This window comes from Streptomyces sp. AC602_WCS936, assembly GCF_019049125.1.
Lineage (GTDB): Bacteria > Actinomycetota > Actinomycetes > Streptomycetales > Streptomycetaceae > Streptomyces.
Map to the genome: position 1 here is coordinate 1 of NZ_JAGMUF010000056.1, position 16484 is coordinate 16484.

At 70.7% G+C, this 16484-nt stretch carries 16 protein-coding genes; 8 read left to right on the forward strand and 8 right to left on the reverse strand.

From position 1 onward, the window contains the following. Positions 1–1436: streptophobe family protein (locus tag KUM03_RS19965; RefSeq protein WP_217250636.1), on the reverse strand; the 1436-nt coding region annotated here is incomplete at its 3' end. 240 nt (positions 1437–1676) lie between these two features. Between KUM03_RS19965 and KUM03_RS19970 the strand changes: the two genes are divergently transcribed. After that, the gene (locus KUM03_RS19970; protein ID WP_217250637.1) at positions 1677–4256 is read left to right on the forward strand and encodes an FHA domain-containing protein; all 2580 of its coding nucleotides are present in this window, start codon (positions 1677–1679) and stop codon (positions 4254–4256) included. Between the two features lie 117 nt (positions 4257–4373). On the opposite strand, the gene KUM03_RS19975 is transcribed toward KUM03_RS19970, so the two are convergent. From KUM03_RS19975 to KUM03_RS19985, 3 genes are all read right to left on the reverse strand, one after another. Then, entirely contained in the window at positions 4374–5081 is a 708-nt protein-coding gene (locus tag KUM03_RS19975; protein WP_217250638.1) for a transglycosylase SLT domain-containing protein, read from the reverse strand. A gap of 354 nt (positions 5082–5435) precedes the next feature. Beyond that, the gene (locus KUM03_RS19980) at positions 5436–6479 is read right to left on the reverse strand and encodes an S-adenosylmethionine:tRNA ribosyltransferase-isomerase (RefSeq protein WP_217250639.1); all 1044 of its coding nucleotides are present in this window, start codon (positions 6477–6479) and stop codon (positions 5436–5438) included. After that, positions 6476–7174 (reverse strand): SDR family oxidoreductase, encoded by a 699-nt coding sequence (locus KUM03_RS19985; RefSeq protein ID WP_217250640.1) that lies wholly within the window; start codon positions 7172–7174, stop codon positions 6476–6478. Before KUM03_RS19985 ends, KUM03_RS19980 begins: the two co-directional genes overlap by 4 nt. 217 nt (positions 7175–7391) lie before the next feature. On the opposite strand from KUM03_RS19985, the gene KUM03_RS19990 reads away from it, so the two are divergent. The 3 genes from KUM03_RS19990 (at position 7392) to chpE (ending at position 9572) form a co-directional block, all read left to right on the forward strand. Next, positions 7392–8537 carry a GAF domain-containing sensor histidine kinase gene (locus KUM03_RS19990; RefSeq protein ID WP_217250641.1) on the forward strand — a complete coding sequence of 382 codons (1146 nt, stop codon included), beginning with the start codon at positions 7392–7394 and terminating at the stop codon, positions 8535–8537. Next, complete coding sequence (locus KUM03_RS19995; protein ID WP_217250642.1) at positions 8530–9171, forward strand: response regulator transcription factor; 642 nt, start codon at positions 8530–8532, stop codon at positions 9169–9171. The genes KUM03_RS19990 and KUM03_RS19995 overlap by 8 nt, the downstream gene beginning before the upstream one ends. 155 nt (positions 9172–9326) lie before the next feature. Then, positions 9327–9572 (forward strand): chaplin ChpE, encoded by a 246-nt coding sequence (chpE, locus tag KUM03_RS20000; RefSeq protein ID WP_019329385.1) that lies wholly within the window; start codon positions 9327–9329, stop codon positions 9570–9572. 184 nt (positions 9573–9756) lie between these two features. Here the strand turns inward: chpE and KUM03_RS20005 are convergent, their stop codons facing one another. Beyond that, complete coding sequence (locus KUM03_RS20005; protein ID WP_217250643.1) at positions 9757–10545, reverse strand: hypothetical protein; 789 nt, start codon at positions 10543–10545, stop codon at positions 9757–9759. 152 nt (positions 10546–10697) lie between these two features. Between KUM03_RS20005 and KUM03_RS20010 the strand changes: the two genes are divergently transcribed. The 3 genes from KUM03_RS20010 (at position 10698) to KUM03_RS20020 (ending at position 13113) form a co-directional block, all read left to right on the forward strand. Continuing rightward, on the forward strand, positions 10698–11495 hold the full coding sequence (locus KUM03_RS20010) for an ABC transporter ATP-binding protein (RefSeq protein WP_217250644.1): 798 nt from the start codon (positions 10698–10700) through the stop codon (positions 11493–11495). Positions 11496–11549: 54 nt separating this feature from the next. Then, complete coding sequence (locus KUM03_RS20015) at positions 11550–11981, forward strand: NfeD family protein (RefSeq protein ID WP_073721327.1); 432 nt, start codon at positions 11550–11552, stop codon at positions 11979–11981. A gap of 175 nt (positions 11982–12156) precedes the next feature. Next, positions 12157–13113 carry an SPFH domain-containing protein gene (locus tag KUM03_RS20020; RefSeq protein WP_217250645.1) on the forward strand — a complete coding sequence of 319 codons (957 nt, stop codon included), beginning with the start codon at positions 12157–12159 and terminating at the stop codon, positions 13111–13113. Between the two features lie 141 nt (positions 13114–13254). On the opposite strand, the gene KUM03_RS20025 is transcribed toward KUM03_RS20020, so the two are convergent. The 3 genes from KUM03_RS20025 to KUM03_RS20035 form a co-directional block, all read right to left on the reverse strand. Next, positions 13255–13761: an HNH endonuclease gene (locus tag KUM03_RS20025; RefSeq protein ID WP_217250646.1), complete on the reverse strand. Its 507-nt coding sequence runs from the start codon at positions 13759–13761 to the stop codon at positions 13255–13257. Between the two features lie 199 nt (positions 13762–13960). Then, a complete protein-coding gene (locus KUM03_RS20030) occupies positions 13961–14500 on the reverse strand; it encodes a YbhB/YbcL family Raf kinase inhibitor-like protein (protein WP_217250647.1) in 540 nt (179 codons plus the stop codon). 49 nt (positions 14501–14549) lie between these two features. Beyond that, the gene (locus KUM03_RS20035; RefSeq protein ID WP_217250648.1) at positions 14550–15332 is read right to left on the reverse strand and encodes a sporulation protein; all 783 of its coding nucleotides are present in this window, start codon (positions 15330–15332) and stop codon (positions 14550–14552) included. A gap of 147 nt (positions 15333–15479) precedes the next feature. Between KUM03_RS20035 and KUM03_RS20040 the strand changes: the two genes are divergently transcribed. After that, on the forward strand, positions 15480–16121 hold the full coding sequence (locus KUM03_RS20040; protein ID WP_217250649.1) for a DNA-3-methyladenine glycosylase: 642 nt from the start codon (positions 15480–15482) through the stop codon (positions 16119–16121). The last annotated feature ends 363 nt before the right edge of the window (positions 16122–16484 follow it).

The window sequence follows — 16484 nt, forward strand, 5'->3', positions numbered from 1 at the left end:
GCCCCCACCCCCACCACCCCGGCACTCCGTGCCACCGCCGTCGCCCGAGCCCCCGCCGCCCCGCTCACCCTCGTCAGCAGCGCCCCGGCGGCCCCCGCGCCCGCGCCCCACACCGCACCCAGCAGCAGTGCCGTACCGAGCTGCCCGCGCAGGTCGATGCCCGCGTCGAACGCGTCGATGCCGAGCACGGACAGTGAGGCGTCCACGGACACCTCCGTCAGCCAGGCCAGCAGCGGCAGCGCCAACGCGGTGGCGATGCCCAGCCGCACGGCACACCTTCCGGCGAAGGCCGGGGAACGCGTCTCATCGGGCGCCACGGGTGTCCGCGCAGCAGTCAGCACCCCGGCCACCAGCATCACCAGCGCCGCAGCCACCCCGAGCAGCCACACCCGCCCGTCCAGCTCCGCGAGCCTCCCGAGCGTCACCGGCTCCCGCCCGCCGGCGCCCAGCAACTCGTCCAGCGGATCAGGAAGCACCCGGACCAGTGCGCCCGTGGCCCGTCCCTCCCACGGCACGAACAGGCCGAGCGGAACGCCGAGCCAGACGCCGTTCGGCGCGCCCAGCAACGCGGCGCCGAAGATCCGCCGGGGGTGGTCGTCGCCGATCGCCGCGTAGGACGCGGCCGCCCAACCGGCCGCGACCGTCGTCAGCGCCACCGTGACCAGGGCGGACACGGCCGGGCGCACCACCCGGTGCACCGCCCCGCACCCGCGCGGCAGGGGAGTGCGGCGCGAGGCCAGCAGCGCGATCAGCAGGACCCCGACGCACCAGACCAGCCCGCCCAGCAGCGTCGGTCCCGTGTCGACGGAGAAGCCGACCGCAGCCTCGGCGTCGACCAGGTCGCCGATCCGGTCGGGGAGCAGCCCGCCGATGTCCCCGATGTCCCCGATGTCGCCCACATCGCCGAGCCCGGGAATCTCGATGCCCCCGGCACCGCGCTCCGGCAGGTCGTCCAGCCCCAGCGAACCGCCGTCGATCGTGACGACATCGTGACCCACCCAGGCCAGTCCGCCCAGCATCGCCACGAACAGGGCGACCACCGCGCCCGCGCGCGCCAGCAGTTCCGCGGGCGAGACCACAACTCCGGCCGCCCGCAGGGACCGTAGGAAGAAGAAGGACAGGAAGAGCCCACCGACCAGCCCCACGCCCAGTGGCGCGATCTCGATGGCCGTGTGCGCCTCGGCCCCTTCCAGGCCGAACGCGGACACATCGCCGGCCGGTGACACCGAACCACCCGCACCGAGCGCCACCACAGCCGCGGTCATGGGGCCCAGCGCGCCCGCCGCGTCCGCGCCCAGCAGGCGCAGACCGAGCGCCGCCGTGCCCGCCATCCCGATCAACGCCCAGCTCACGGAGGCGATCGCGGACATCAGTACGTCACCCCACGGCACCCTCGTGCCGTACCCCTCGGTCCCGACGCTCGTGGACGCGTTCATGGCAGACCCCCCGATCCGCGGCGCGACGGAGTTGCCGCGCATGTCCCCCTCGCGTGGAATACCACTCTCCGGGCAGGTTTCAACCCCGTCAACGAGATCGGCGGATGGGCGCCTACGCAAGTTTCACAAGGCCCGACTTTCGGTCAGGGGGCCGAGCCTGAAATAGTTCCCCCCGATGTTCGACATCCCTAGACTCCCCGCGACGGGGGTACATCGGGGGACAACTCAGTGGGGCTTGGAGTGCCGGAACTCGTACTGGAATCCAATGGACAGACCTGGACGCTCGATCCGTCCCGGTCATACGCGCTCGGACGCGATCCGCAGGGGGAACTTGTCTTTGACGACGCCAGGGTGTCCTGGCGTCACGCCACGATCAGCTTCAACGGCCGCAGTTGGGTCGTCGAGGACCACGGCAGCACCAACGGCACGTTCGTGCACGGGCAGCGCGTCCAGCACGTGGAGCTCGGCGCCGGCGCGGTGCTGAACCTGGGCAACGCCACCGACGGACCGCGCGTCAGCCTGACCGGCGCGCAGGCCCCGGTCGGCACGCCGCAGGGACAGCAGCAGCCGTACGCCGCGCAGGGCGCGAACGCCGGCTGGGCCCAGCAGGCGCCGGTCCAGGAGCCGCAGAAGCAGCAGGCCCCGCCGCAGCAGGTGCCGCAGCACGGGCAGCAGCCTCAGCAGCAGGCCGGCTGGCAGCACCAGCAGCAGCCGCCGCAGGCCGCGCCGCAGCAGGGCGCACCGCACTTCCCCCAGCAGCAGGGCTCCGGCGGCGCGGCGGGGGCGTCACCGGTCCACGGCGACCGCAGCCCGACCACGTTCCACCAGTTCTCGCTCGGCCGCGTGATGCGCATCGGCCGTGCCCTGGAGAACGAGCTGGTCGTCTCCGACCTCCAGGTCAGCCGCAATCACGCGGAGTTCCACTCGACGCCCGACGGGCGCATGGAGATCCGCGACCTGGGCTCGCACAACGGCACGTACGTCAACGGTCTGCCGATCGCCAAGGGCGGCTCCCAGCTGCTCGGCCCGACCGACATCGTGGGCGTCGGCCACTCGACGTTCCGGATCGTCGGCGACCGGCTCGAGGAGTTCGTCGACACCGGTGAGGTGTCCTTCTCCGCCCGCCACCTGACCGTCACGGTCGACGGCGGCAAGCAGATCCTCAAGGACGTCTCCTTCGGCGTGCCCGAGAAGTCGCTGATCGCGGTCATCGGCCCGTCCGGCTCCGGCAAGTCCACCCTGCTCAAGGCGCTCACCGGCTACCGGCCCGCCGACCAGGGCGAGGTCCTGTACGACAACCGGAACCTGTACAAGCAGTTCGCCGAGCTGCGTCAGCGCATCGGTCTGGTCCCGCAGGACGACATCCTGCACAAGGAGCTGACCGTCAAGAAGGCCCTCAAGTACGCGGCCAAGCTCCGCTTCCCGGCCGACACCACGGCCGCCGAGCGCGACGCCCGCATCGACGAGGTGCTCCGCGAGCTGAAGCTGGACATCCACAAGGACAAGAAGGTCACGTCCCTGTCCGGCGGCCAGCGCAAGCGCGTCTCCGTCGCCCTGGAGCTGCTCACCAAGCCGTCGCTGATCTTCCTGGACGAGCCGACCTCCGGCCTCGACCCGGGCATGGACCGCGATGTCATGCAGTTGCTGCGCGGCCTCGCGGACGACGGCCGCACCGTCCTCGTCGTCACCCACTCGGTGGCCGAGCTGGCGATCTGCGACAAGCTGCTGGTGATGGCGCCGGGCGGCTCGGTGGCCTACTTCGGCCCGCCCGAGGAGGCGCTGAACTTCTTCGGCTACGACACCTGGGCCGACGTCTTCTCCGCCTTCGAGAACTACCGTGACTACGACTGGGCGGGCCGCTGGAAGGGCTCGCAGCACTACCAGATGTACGCCGCGGACATCGACGCCGTCGCCCCGCAGTCCGTACAGGTCCCGGCGATGCAGGCGATGAAGCCGCCGAAGCCGCAGGGCTGGATGTCGCAGTTCGTCACGCTGGTGCGGCGCTACGTCTCGGTGATCGTCTCGGACAAGGGTTTCCTCGCCCTGATGGTGATCCTCCCCGCGGTGCTCGGCGCGGTGAGCCTCCTCATCGACGCCGACAAGGGCCTGCTGCCCAATCCGCCGAACGCGGCGGGCCGGATCATCCCGAACGGCACGGCGACCACGGTGCTGCTGATCCTCGCGGTCGGCGCCTGCTTCGCCGGCGCCGCGAACTCGGTCCGCGAGCTGATCAAGGAACGGGTGATCTACGAGCGGGAGCGGGCGACCGGCCTGTCCCGGTCGGCGTACCTGATGTCCAAGGTGTTCGTGCTCGGCATGATCACCGTGCTGCAGGGCCTGCTGGTCGGCGTCATCGGCTTCGCCTCCCGGGAGATCCCCGAGGAGGGCCTCGTTCTCGGCGGCTTCACGCTCGTCGAGCTGTCGCTGCCGATCATGGCGCTGGGCTTCACCTCGATGATGTTCGGCCTGATCATCTCCTCGCTGGTGAAGACCGCCGAGAAGACCATGCCGCTGCTGGTCATGTTCGCGATCATCCAGGTCGTCTTCACCGGCTGCCTCTTCGCCCTGAACGGTGCGGTCGGCGTCAACCAGTTCTCGTACCTGATGCCCTCGCGCTGGGCGGTGGCCGCGGCCGGTGCCACGCTGGACTTCAACAAGATCAGCCCGCCCGAGAAGGGCGCCGAGGTCGACCCGCTGTGGGAGCACACCGTCGGCGCCTGGGCCATGGACATGGCCGCGCTGATCGCCCTCGGTTTGATCTGCGGCTTCTTCGTGGCGCGCTTCCTGCGCCGCCACGAGCCCGAGGTCATGCGGAAGTGACCGCAGGGGGCCCGTCGGCCCCGTGAACGCCCCGAAGGGCGGCACCCCGTCAGGAGGGTGCCGCCCTTCGGCGTACGGTGCGGCGTCGGCGACGTCGTGAAGAGGTCCGCGCCGACCTCAGTACGCGCTGTCGACGTTGTCCATGGTGCCGTACTTGTCCGCCGCGTAGTTGCACGCGGCGACGATGTTGGCGACCGGGTCCCAGATGTTCTTCGGGGTGCCGGCCACGTGGTAGGCCTTGAACGTCGGCGGGATGACCTGGAGCAGGCCCTTGGACGGGATGCCGTTCTGGGCGTTGATGTCCCAGAGGTTGATCGCCTTCGGGTTGCCGGAGGACTCCCGCATGATGTTGCGGTGGATGCCCTCGTAGGAGCCGGGGATGCCGTGCTTCTTCATGATGGCCCGGGCCTCGCGGATCCAGCCGTCGAGGTTGTCCGGGTAGGACTTCTTGACCTCGGTGCGCTCGGCGGACCGGCTGGCGGACTGCTTCGCCTCACGCTTGGTGGCGGCCTTCTCGGCGGCGGCCTTCTTAGCGGCGGTCTCCTTCTTGGCGGCCGCCTCCTGCTTCGCCTCGATCGCGGCGACCTTCTGGCTGGCGCCGGCGAGCTGGCCGGTGACACCGGCGTGCACGTCCTGGATCTGCTTGGTGCTGTACGCCACCTTGGCCGTCGGAGCGGCCTCGCTCGTGGTCGTCGTCTGACCGCTGGCTGGGACCGCGGTGAGCGCGACGGCGGCGGCGCCGAGCGCGCCGACACCGGCGACCGCGATCTTGTGCTTGCGGTTCAGGGGAAGACTGCGACCACGGGTGAAGATGTTCTTGGGCATGGCGGGATAGACCTCTTCGAATAGCGCGGAGGTCGCTCTCGTCCGGTGGGGACAGATGATGTTTCCGGCACAAACGCCGCGGGGAAACGACCCACGGCGTTGAGCGACGAGAGCAATTCTTAGCGGCCGCAAAATTCGGAGGCAAAGGTGTGACGTACGATCCGAGATAGTGGATCAGGGATGGGAGAAACGGGGCAGATTGGACCATCTGCCCCGCTCAAAACGGACGAGTCGTTCTCCTACTCCCCTTCGTACGTGACGTGGGCCCTATGCGCGGGCTCACACGCACCCCCCGCTCTTCTCACTGTTGGTTGCTGGAGCAATGCAGCGGGTGAGGGGTTGGTCGTCGCCCTCCTACGGCAGGAGGAGATGGACGTCGCCGAACTCGTGCCACAGGTAGCGCCCGCGCACCGCCGCCTCGTACCCGCGGTCGATCGCCGCCCGTCCCGCCACGGCTTCCAGCATCAGCAGATGCGAGGCCTCCGGCTCGTGCAGCCCCGTCAGCAGCCCGTCCACCACCCGCACCCCCCGCTCCGGGGTGACCACCAGATCGGTCCACCCGGCCCGCGCCCGCACCACCCCGTCGCCGCCGGCCGCCGACTCCACCGCCCGCACGGCGGTCGTCCCCACGGCCAGCACGCGCCCGCCGCCCGCCCGGGCCGCGTTGATCAACCGCGCCGACGCCTCGGGCACCCGGAAGCGCTCCGGATACGGCGGCTCGTGCGACTCCGCCGACGCCACCCCCGTGTCCAGCCGCACCGGCGCGAACTGCACCCCACGGCTCACCAGCTCCGCCACCAGCCGCGCCGTGAAGGGACGGGCGGCGCTCGGCATCTCGGCGCTGCCCGTCCCGTCGCCGGACGGCAGCGCGAACACCGTCTGGTACACGGACAGCGGCTGATCCCGCTCCGTGTACGAGTAGCGAATGGGCCGCCCCTGCTCCCGCAGCAGCACCGGCACCCCGGCCCCGTGCACGCGCGCCCACCACAACCGTCCCGAACCCGGGCTCAACGGCTCCTCCAGCACCAGCCGCCCGCCACCCGGCAGCCGCACCTCCAGCCCTCCCCCCTTGTCCGCACGCGCGCGCGTGGTGCCCAGCCCGTCCGGCTCCCGCAGCTCCACCGCCCACCGGCCGTCGTCCCCGCGCGTGGAGAAGTGCACCACCACGCGCGCGTGCCCCACCCGCCCGTCCACGGCGGCGGCCAGCGTCGCCGACGTGTTGACGACGAGCAGGTCCCCGGCCCGCAGCAGCCCCGGCAGCTCCCGGAACTCGTGGTGCGACACCTCAGTGCCCCGCGACACCAGCAGCCGTACGTCGTCCCGTTCCAGCCCGGGCCCTCGCTGCTCGGCCGGCACCCGCGCCGACAGTTCCTCCGGAACACGCACCGCCAGCGTCATCGCCCTCCCCCCAGCAGCGCCGGCGCCCCGTAGCGGCCCCCGGCCGGCCGCTCGTCCAGCAGCCGCAGCAGCGCCGGTACGACGCTCGCCGGATCGGGCCGCGGATCGTCGTCGTCCGGTACGGCCGCCGCGTACAGGTCGGTGGCCATGTCCCCCGGATCGACCGCCCAGACCCGCAGCCCCGGCTCCTCCACGCCCAGCACCGCCACCAGCTGGTCCAGGGCCGCCTTGGACGCCCCGTAGCCGCCCCACGTCTCGTACGCCTCCGCCGCGGCGTCCGAGCTGATGGCCAGCACCGCGCCCGCCGGGGCCGCCCGCAGCAGCGGCAGCGCCTCCTGGACGAGGCCCAGCGCCGCCACCACGTTCACCTCCAGCGCGCGCCGCAGTCCGTCCAGCGGCAGCTCCTCCAGCCGCACCAGCGGCTCGGCCCCCAGCGCGCTGGCGTTGCCGACCAGCAGATCCACCCCGCCCAGCCGCCGGGCCTGAGCGACCAGCGCGGCCCGGTGCCCGGCATCCGTGACATCACCGGGCAGCGCCCGCACGCGCGTGCCGTACGCCTCCAGCGCCGCCGCCGTCTCCTCGAGTACGCCCGGCGTCCTGGCGTCCAGCACCAGGTCCCAGCCCCGCGCCGCCAGGGCCTCGGCCAGCGCTCGGCCCAGTCCCTTCGAAGCTCCCGTGATGATCGCAACCGGCATGACACACGTCCCCTCGTCGTCCACGCCCCCTGATCGGGCCGGCGTGCTCCTCAACGTAGGAACCGCACCGCACGGGCCGCCTCGGGCACGGGCCGCAACCGCGCGGGGCCCTTCGCCCTAGGACCGGCCGACGGGACCTCGGACCTAGGCCCACCGTCCTAGACGGCGGCGTCCACAGGCCGATCCCGCCGTCACACCCCGCCGGTACCGTGAGGACATGAGTCACGGCCCCCGGTCCGGCCTCGCCGCGGTGAGTTCCGCGCTGCTGGCCATGAGCAGGCACCTCGAGGTGCGCGACGTCCTCAAGACGATCGTCGCCTCGGCCCGCGAGCTGCTCGACGCGCAGTACGCCGCCCTCGGCGTCCCCGACGACCACGGCGGCTTCGCCCAGTTCGTGGTCGACGGCGTCAGCGACGAGCAGTGGAAGGCCATCGGCCCCCTGCCCCGTCAGCACGGCATCCTCGCCGCGATGCTGCACGAGGCCACGTCCCAGCGCCTCGCCGACGTCCGCAAGGACCCCCGCTTCGAGGGCTGGCCGTCCGCCCACCCCGACCTGGTCGACTTCCTGGGCCTGCCGATCCGCGACGGTGACGAGGTCATGGGCGCGCTGTTCCTGGCCAACAAGAACTGCCCGAAGCCCGAGGGCGGCTGCGGCTTCACCGCGGACGACGAGGAACTGCTGGGCATCCTCGCCCAGCACGCCGCCATCGCCCTCACCAACGCCCGCCTCTACGAGCGCAGCCGCGAGCTGACCATCGCCGAGGAACGCTCCCGCCTCGCCCACGAACTGCACGACGCGGTCAGCCAGAAACTCTTCTCCCTGCGCCTGACCGCCCAGGCCGCCGCAGCCCTGGTCGACCGCGACCCCGCGCGAGCCAAGGGCGAGCTGCAGCAGGTCGCCGCGCTCGCCGCCGAGGCCGCCGACGAGCTGCGCGCCGCCGTCGTCGAGCTGCGCCCCGCCGCCCTGGACGAGGACGGCCTCGTCGCCACTCTCCGCACCCAGATCCAGGTCCTCGACCGCGCCCACACCGCGCGCGTGACCTTCGCCGGGCACGGCGTCAAGGCGCTGCCCGCCGCGCAGGAGGAGGCGATGCTGCGCGTCGCCCAGGAGGCCCTGCACAACGCCCTGCGCCACTCCGCGGCGGACCACGTCGACGTGACACTGCACCGGCGCGGCACCGGAGCGGTGCTCCGGGTCACCGACGACGGCACCGGCTTCGACCCGCGCACGGTACGCCGCGCGGGACGCCACCTGGGCCTGGTCTCCATGCGGGACCGGACGAACGGTGTCGGCGGCAGGCTCACCGTGGAATCGGCGCCCGGCAAGGGCACCACGATCGAGATGGAGGTCCCCGGTGGCTGACGGAATCAAGGTGCTGCTCGTCGACGACCACCAGGTGGTCCGCCGGGGCCTGCGCACCTTCCTGGAGGTGCAGGACGACATCGAGGTGGTGGGCGAGGCCGCGGACGGCGCGGAAGGAGTCGACCGCGCCGAGGAGCTGAAGCCCGACGTGATCCTCATGGACGTCAAGATGCCGGGCATGGACGGCGTGGACGCACTGCGCCGGCTCCGTGAGCTGGACAACCACGCGCGCGTGCTGATCGTCACCAGCTTCACCGAGCAGCGCACCGTGGTCCCGGCCCTGCGAGCGGGAGCCGCCGGGTACGTCTACAAGGACGTCGACCCCGACGCGCTGGCGGGCGCCATCCGCTCCGTCCACGCCGGCCACATCCTGCTCCAGCCCGAGGTGGCGGGCGCCCTGCTGGCCCAGGAGGAGAACGGTTCCGGGCAGGGCAGAGCGGGCTCCCTCACGGAGCGGGAGCGCGAGGTGCTGGGCCTGATAGCGGACGGCCGCTCCAACCGGGAGATCGCGCGCGCCCTGGTCCTCTCCGAGAAGACCGTGAAGACCCACGTCTCGAACATCCTGATGAAACTCGACCTCGCGGACCGCACCCAGGCCGCGCTGTGGGCCGTACGCCACGGTGTCACCGGCTGACCCCCTACGCGGCGACAACCCGGAGGGTTCCCCTCCGGTGCGAGATTCATACCGTCGTGGGAATGTCCCCCATATGGCGCATCCTCTCCGGCGCCCGGCCGTTCTCCAGTGCGTGCTGCGGCGACTGCCGCGGCAATCGCAAGGAGGGCTTGTAAGTGAAGAACCTGAAGAAGGCAGCGGCCGTGACGATGGTGGCCGGCGGGCTGATCGCCGCCGGCGCGGGCATGGCCTCCGCCACCGACGGCTCCGCCGCCCACGGCGAGGCCATCGGCTCCCCGGGCGTCGCCTCCGGCAACGTCGTCCAGGCGCCGGTCCACATCCCGGTCAACGCCGTGGGCAACAGCGTCAACGTCATCGGCGTCCTGAACCCGGCCTTCGGCAACCTGGGCGTCAACCACTGACCCAGGCCACCAGGCCCCACGGACCCCCGGCCTCCCGGCCCCACCCGGGAGGCCGGTCGCCGTCATGGGCGCAATACAGCCCGTCCGGCGTTTGAGGACGAGGCCGTTCAGGCCGAAAAGGGGGGTCTGGGGGCGCAGCCCCCAGGACGCTCACACGAACGTGGGGTACGGGTCGCGCAGCCAGTCACCGCATCCCCTTCTCCCTCTCCTCCACAACGGAGTTGTACGCCGCGACCTGCGCCCGCCGAGCCGTCCGCTCCACCGGCCGCAGCGCCTCCCCCCGAGCCGCCATCTCACCGGCACTCACCGCACCCCCGTGCCCGTTCTCGTACGCCAGCGAGATCAACATCCCCACCCGCTGAGCCATCTCCAACACCCGCACCGCCCGCGACGGATATCCCGGAGCCAGCACTTCCCGCCCCTGCTCCGCCCGCGCCCGGTACGCCGCGACCGCCGCCTCCGCCACCGGCCCCGACCCGGCGACGTCCAGCCGCGTCAGCACCTCCGTCGCGTCCCGCAAGGCCTCCGCCAGCTCCCGCTCGGCCTCCCCGAGCGACGGCACGTCCGCGGGCGGCGCCTCCCGCACCGGCAGACAGTGCCAGACGACCTTGACGTGCACGTCACCCTCGGGCCCCGCCTCGTACACCTCCGGCACCAGCCCCAGCGCCGCCCCGTGGCAGACCACCGCCTCCTCCGCCTCCAGCGCCCGCGCGTTGAAGTCCGGCGGCCCGCTCAGCCCCAGCGGATGCCCCGGCGCGGGCAGTGCGACCCGCAACCCCCTCGCCCCGAGCGCCCGCAGCCGCCCCAGCGCCAGCGTGAGACCGACCGGCGCGTCCTCACCCGGCAGCCCCTCCACCCGATGCACCGCGTCCCCGCCCACGATCGCGATCGCGGCGTCATCCGGCGAGACCATTCCGGCAATAAGGGCATTTCCCCAGGCGGCAAGGCGCCCTGCGCGTGGTTCCGAGAGCATGCCCCCACCCTAAGGACCGGACCGATGGAACGGTGAAGCCGACCGGTGGCGTAGATTTCCTGGAGGGCCTGCGCCCACCGGCGCGGCGGCCCGAGCCACAGGCGTACGCGACAGCCGAGACCGGCCACAATGCAAGGGGAGACAACGCGCTCATGAGCGATGTTCTGGAGCTTCAGGACGTATCCGTGGTCCGCGAGGGCCGGGCTCTGGTGGACCAGGTCTCCTGGTCGGTGAAGGAAGGTGAGCGCTGGGTCATCCTCGGCCCCAACGGCGCCGGCAAGACCACCCTCCTCAATGTCGCCTCCAGCTACCTCTACCCGAGCAAGGGCGACGCCACCATCCTCGGCGAGACCCTCGGCAAGCCCGGCACCGACGTCTTCGAGCTGCGCCCGCGCATCGGCATGGCCGGCATCGCCATGGCCGACAAGCTGCCCAAGCGCCAGACCGTCCTGCAGACCGTGCTCACCGCCGCCTACGGCATGACCGCCGGCTGGCAGGAGGAGTACGAGGACATCGACGAGCAGCGCGCCCGCGCCTTCCTCGACCGCCTCGGCATGACCGAGTACCTGGACCGGAAGTTCGGCACCCTCTCCGAGGGCGAGCGCAAGCGCACGCTGATCGCCCGCGCCCTGATGACCGACCCCGAGCTGCTGCTCCTGGACGAGCCGGCCGCCGGCCTCGACCTCGGCGGCCGCGAGGACCTGGTCCGCCGCCTCGGCCGCCTCGCCCGCGACCCGATCGCCCCTTCGATGATCATGGTCACCCACCACGTCGAGGAGATCGCCCCGGGCTTCACCCACGTCCTGATGATCCGTCAGGGCAAGGTCATGGCCGCGGGCCCGCTGGAGCTCGAACTGACCTCCCGCAACCTCTCCCTCTGCTTCGGACTCCCGCTCGTCGTCGAGCAGGTCGGCGACCGCTGGACCGCCCAGGGGCTCCCGCTGTCCTGACCCGCCCCCCGTGCGCCCTGTCCCCGGCACACCACCCGGACCTACCATGACCATGTGAACGACATCGACGCATGGGTGTGGTGGCTCGTCGCCGCGGCAGCGCTCGGAATCCCGCTCGTCGTGACCGCGATGCCGGAGTTCGGGATGTTCGCCGTCGGCGCGGTCGCCGCCGCCGTTGCCTCCGGCTTCGGCGCGGACCTCGTCGTCCAGGTACTCGTCTTCGTCATCGTCTCGGTCGCCCTCATCGCCGTCGTACGGCCCGTCGCCGCCCGGCACCGAGCCCAACGGCCCCAACTGGCCACCGGCGTCGACGCCCTGAAAGGCAGACAAGCCGTCGTACTGGAACGGGTCGACGGGGCCGGCGGCCGCATCAAGCTCGCCGGAGAGATCTGGTCGGCGCGCGCCCTCGACACCGCACGCGCCTACGAGGCAGGTGAGGAAGTGGACGTCGTGGACATCGAGGGGGCAACGGCGATCATCATGTGACCTCGCCGGACGTATGCCGGACACAAGTGGACCGAACACCCACCGGGGCACACGACGGTCTGTCAGACTCGACGGACAAGATCCTCAACATCCTCAACAGCCGTAAGATGCACAGCAGTCAGGGTCAATAGGATCTGCCGGAGCGCCGAGGCGGAGAAGGGGACGGACAGCCACTATGGGACCGGTCGTCATCGTTCTGATCATCCTGGTGGTGTTGGTCTTCATCGCCCTGATCAAAACCATCCAGGTCATCCCACAGGCCAGCGCCGCCATCGTCGAGCGCTTCGGCCGCTACACGCGGACACTCAACGCGGGCCTCAACATCGTCGTCCCGTTCATCGACACCATCCGCAACCGCATCGACCTGCGCGAACAGGTCGTTCCCTTCCCGCCGCAGCCGGTCATCACCCAGGACAACCTGGTCGTCAACATCGACACCGTCATCTACTACCAGGTCACCGACGCACGGGCCGCGACCTACGAGGTCGCCAGCTACATCCAGGCCATCGAGCAGCTCACCGTCACCACGCTCCGCAACATCATCGGCGGCATGGACCTGGAACGGACCCTCACCTCCCGCGAGGAGATCAACGCGGCCCTGCGCGGCGTGCTCGACGAGGCCACCGGCAAGTGGGGCATCCGTGTCAACCGCGTCGAGCTCAAGGCCATCGAACCGCCCACCTCCATCCAGGACTCGATGGAGAAGCAGATGCGCGCCGACCGCGACAAGCGCGCCGCGATCCTCCAGGCCGAGGGTGTCCGGCAGTCCGAGATCCTGCGCGCCGAGGGCGAGAAGCAGTCCCAGATCCTGCGCGCCGAGGGCGAGGCCAAGGCCGCCGCGCTGCGCGCCGAGGGCGAGGCCCAGGCCGTCCGCACCGTCTTCGAGGCCATCCACGCCGGCGACCCGGACCAGAAGCTGCTCTCCTACCAGTACCTCCAGATGCTCCCGAAGATCGCCGAGGGCGACGCCAACAAGCTCTGGATCGTCCCCAGCGAAATCGGCGACGCCCTCAAGGGCCTCTCCGGCGCCATGGGCAACATCGGCGGCCTGGGCGGCGCCCCGGGCAGCGGCAACGGCGGCGGCGCGAGCGTCCCCGCCCAGGAACGCCGTGAGAAGCCGTCCATCGACTGACGGCACCTCACCAGACGCGGGGGGTGTCGCGCCCCCTCAGGGGCGCGGGGCTGTGTCGATGTGCGGCTCCGCCGCGTGGGCGCGACCAGCCACAACGAACCCGCAGTCGGCGATGCACATCAGCCCCCTACGGCGAACCCCTCACGCCGCGTCCAGCACCAACCACCCCGGCAACGCCTCAAAGTCGTCCCTGGCCAGCGCCAACAACATCGCATCCGCAGGCGTCGGCTCGAACGGCTGCCGCAGCAACGGCATACCCGCCTGCTCAGGCGTCCGGTTCGCCTTCCGGTGATTGTCCTCCGCACAGGAGGCCACCGTGTTCAGCCACGTGTCCTGCCCACCGTGCGACCGCGGCACCACGTGGTCGACGGTCGTCGCCCGCCGCCCGCAGTACGCGCACCGGTGCCGGTCCCGGACCAGCACACCCCGCCGCGACCACGGAGCACGTCTTCGAAAGGGCACCCGTACGTATTGGCACAGCCTGATCACCCGGGGCGCCGGTATGTCGAGCGCGGCTCCGCGCATCCGCAGTGAGGGGTGGGCCTGTTCGACGACGGCCTTGTCCTGGAGCACCAGAACGACGGCTCGATTCAACGTCACCGTCGACAACGGCTCGAAGCTCGCGTTCAGTACCAGCGTGTCCCGCATACCAGCCCACCTCCCGTGTGCACCGGCCCACCCCCTGGCGGGCTGGGATCAACTCTGGCCGGGCACGCCGAGATGGACAACGCAATATCCGCTGCTCCTACGGGGGACGCGCCCCCATCCACCCCCGCGACAAAAATGCCCGCCCCTGATCCATTCCAAGACCAGGGGCGGGCAAACGTTCCATGAACGCTCGGAACACTCAGCTCTCGGCGGGCACCTCGTACTCACCGATCAGCTGCGCACGACCGATCGTGTGGAACCGCAGGTTGAAGCCGACGAAGGCGGGCGTCGCCTCCGCGTCCGGACCCAGCTTCTCCTCGTCCACGGCGTACACCGTGAACACGTACCGGTGCGGCCCGTCGCCGGCCGGCGGCGCGGCACCACCGAACTCCTTGGCCCCGAAGTCGTTGCGCGCCTGGACGGCCCCTTCCGGCAGACCCTCGAACTTGCCGCTGCCCGCGCCCACCGGCAGCTCGGTCACCGAGGCGGGGATGTCGAACACCACCCAGTGCCAGAAACCGCTCCCCGTCGGGGCGTCCGGGTCGTAGCAGGTCACGGCGAAGCTCTTGGTCTCGGCCGGGAAGCCCTCCCACCGCAGCTGCGGCGAGGTGTTGCCGGCCGCGAAGACCTGAGCGTCCTTGAGCGTCGCCCCCTCCTGGACATCCTCACTCGTGACCGTGAACGACGCCACGGGCGGGTGGAAGTCATGGGGGAGCGGCCGCCGCTTGAGCTCGGTCACCTCGGTACCTCCTGTTGGTTCGGTGCAGTGATCTCCGAGCCTAGGACCCTCAGAACCAGTTCCGCTTGCTGCCGACCTCGGACAGCCACTGGTTGAGGTACGCCGTCCAGTCGGTGCCCTGGTAGTCGTCCAGCCCCACCTTGAAGGAACGGAACGTGTCGCTGCCCTCGCTGAACAGACCCGGCTTCTTGTCCATCTCCAGCACGACGTCCATCGCCTGCGCGTCGGCCACGAAGCTCAGCTCGACCTGGTTCAGCCCCCGGTACTGCTGCGGCGGGAAGAACTCGATCTCCTGGTAGAAGGGCAGCTTCTGCCGCGTGCCACGGATGTGGCCGCGCTCCATGTCCGCGCTCTTGAAGCGGAAGCCCAGCCCGATGAACGCGTCCAGGATCGCCTTCTGCGCCGGCAGCGGGTGCACGTTGATCGGGTCCAGGTCACCGGAGTCCACCGCGCGGGCGATCTCCAGCTCCGTGGTGACGCCGATGTTCATACCGCGCAGCGTCTGCCCGTCGATCATCGTGATCGGCGTCTCCCACGGGATCTCGAGCCCGAACTGCACGGCGTGCACCGCGTTCGCCTTCAGCTCGAAGGCACCGCCGAGCCGGCTCTTCGTGAACTCGATGTCCTGCTTGTACTCCTGGTCGCCGCTCTCCACCTCGACCTTGGCCTGGAGCCCCACCGACAGGGCCTCGATCTGCTGGTCGACGGAACCGCCCTGAATCCGCACCTCGCCCTGGACGACACCGCCCGGAACGACGTTGACCTCGCTCAGCACGGTCTCCACCGAAGCCCCACCGGCCCCCAGGCTCGCGAGCAGCTTCTTGAACGCCATGTCTCTCCCTCTCCAGGCTTTGCGTGTGAACCCTTGATCCCTACAAACGCGATCCGGCCATGACCGGTTCCACGCCCCACACCCTGGCAAGGGCGACGAGCCCTGGCCACCCCTCCCACGCACTCACCTGCGTTACGCTCGGAAGGCATGATCGCGAGCCCCGACCGTACGCCTCTGTCCAGGGATTTCTTCGACCGCCCCATCCTCGAGGTGGCCCCCGACCTTCTGGGCCGCATCCTCGTGCGCAGTACCCCGGACGGTCCGATCGCCCTCCGCCTGACGGAGGTGGAGGCCTACGACGGCCAGAACGACCCCGGCTCCCACGCCTACCGCGGCCGCACACCCCGCAACGACGTGATGTTCGGTCCCCCCGGACACGTGTACGTCTACTTCACCTACGGCATGTGGTTCTGCATGAACCTGGTGTGCGGACCCGAGGGTCGGGCGAGCGCGGTCCTGCTCCGCGCCGGCGAGATCATCGAGGGCGCCGAGCTGGCCCGTACCCGACGGCACACCGCCCGCAACGACAAGGAACTGGCCAAAGGCCCGGCCCGCCTCGCCACCGCCCTGGACGTCGACCGCGCACTGAACGGCACGGACGCCTGCACGACGGAGGACACTCCGTTGCGCATCCTGACCGGCGCCCCCGTCCCCGCTGACCAGGTGCGCAACGGTCCGCGCACCGGCGTGGCCGGCGAGGGCGGCGTTCATCCGTGGCGCTACTGGGTCGCCGACGACCCGACGGTCAGCCCCTACCGGGCCCATGTGCCCAGGCGCCGCCGCAGTTGACTCCCCCTTGAGGGACGCGTAATGTAGCCCGAGCCGCTTGACCCGGGTACGGCAATCGCCTGCTGCCGGAAGCGGCCAACCCACTACCTACGGCTTCCCCTCAGCGGGGGCGAATTCGGCGTGCCTGCATGCTCGAATTCAATCTCGCGGGCCTCGATTATGAGTCTCCGGAGAAATCCGCTAACGTAGTGAATGTCGAAAGGTCGACAGGCGAAAGCCAGAAGCCCTCGACAAACTCCCGCCGACCGGGAATCGGATCGAAAAGGATCTGATAGAGTCGGAAACGCAAGACCGAAGGGAAGCGCCCGGAGGAAAGCCCGAGAGGGTGAGTACAAAGGAAGCGACCGTTCCTTGAGAACTCAA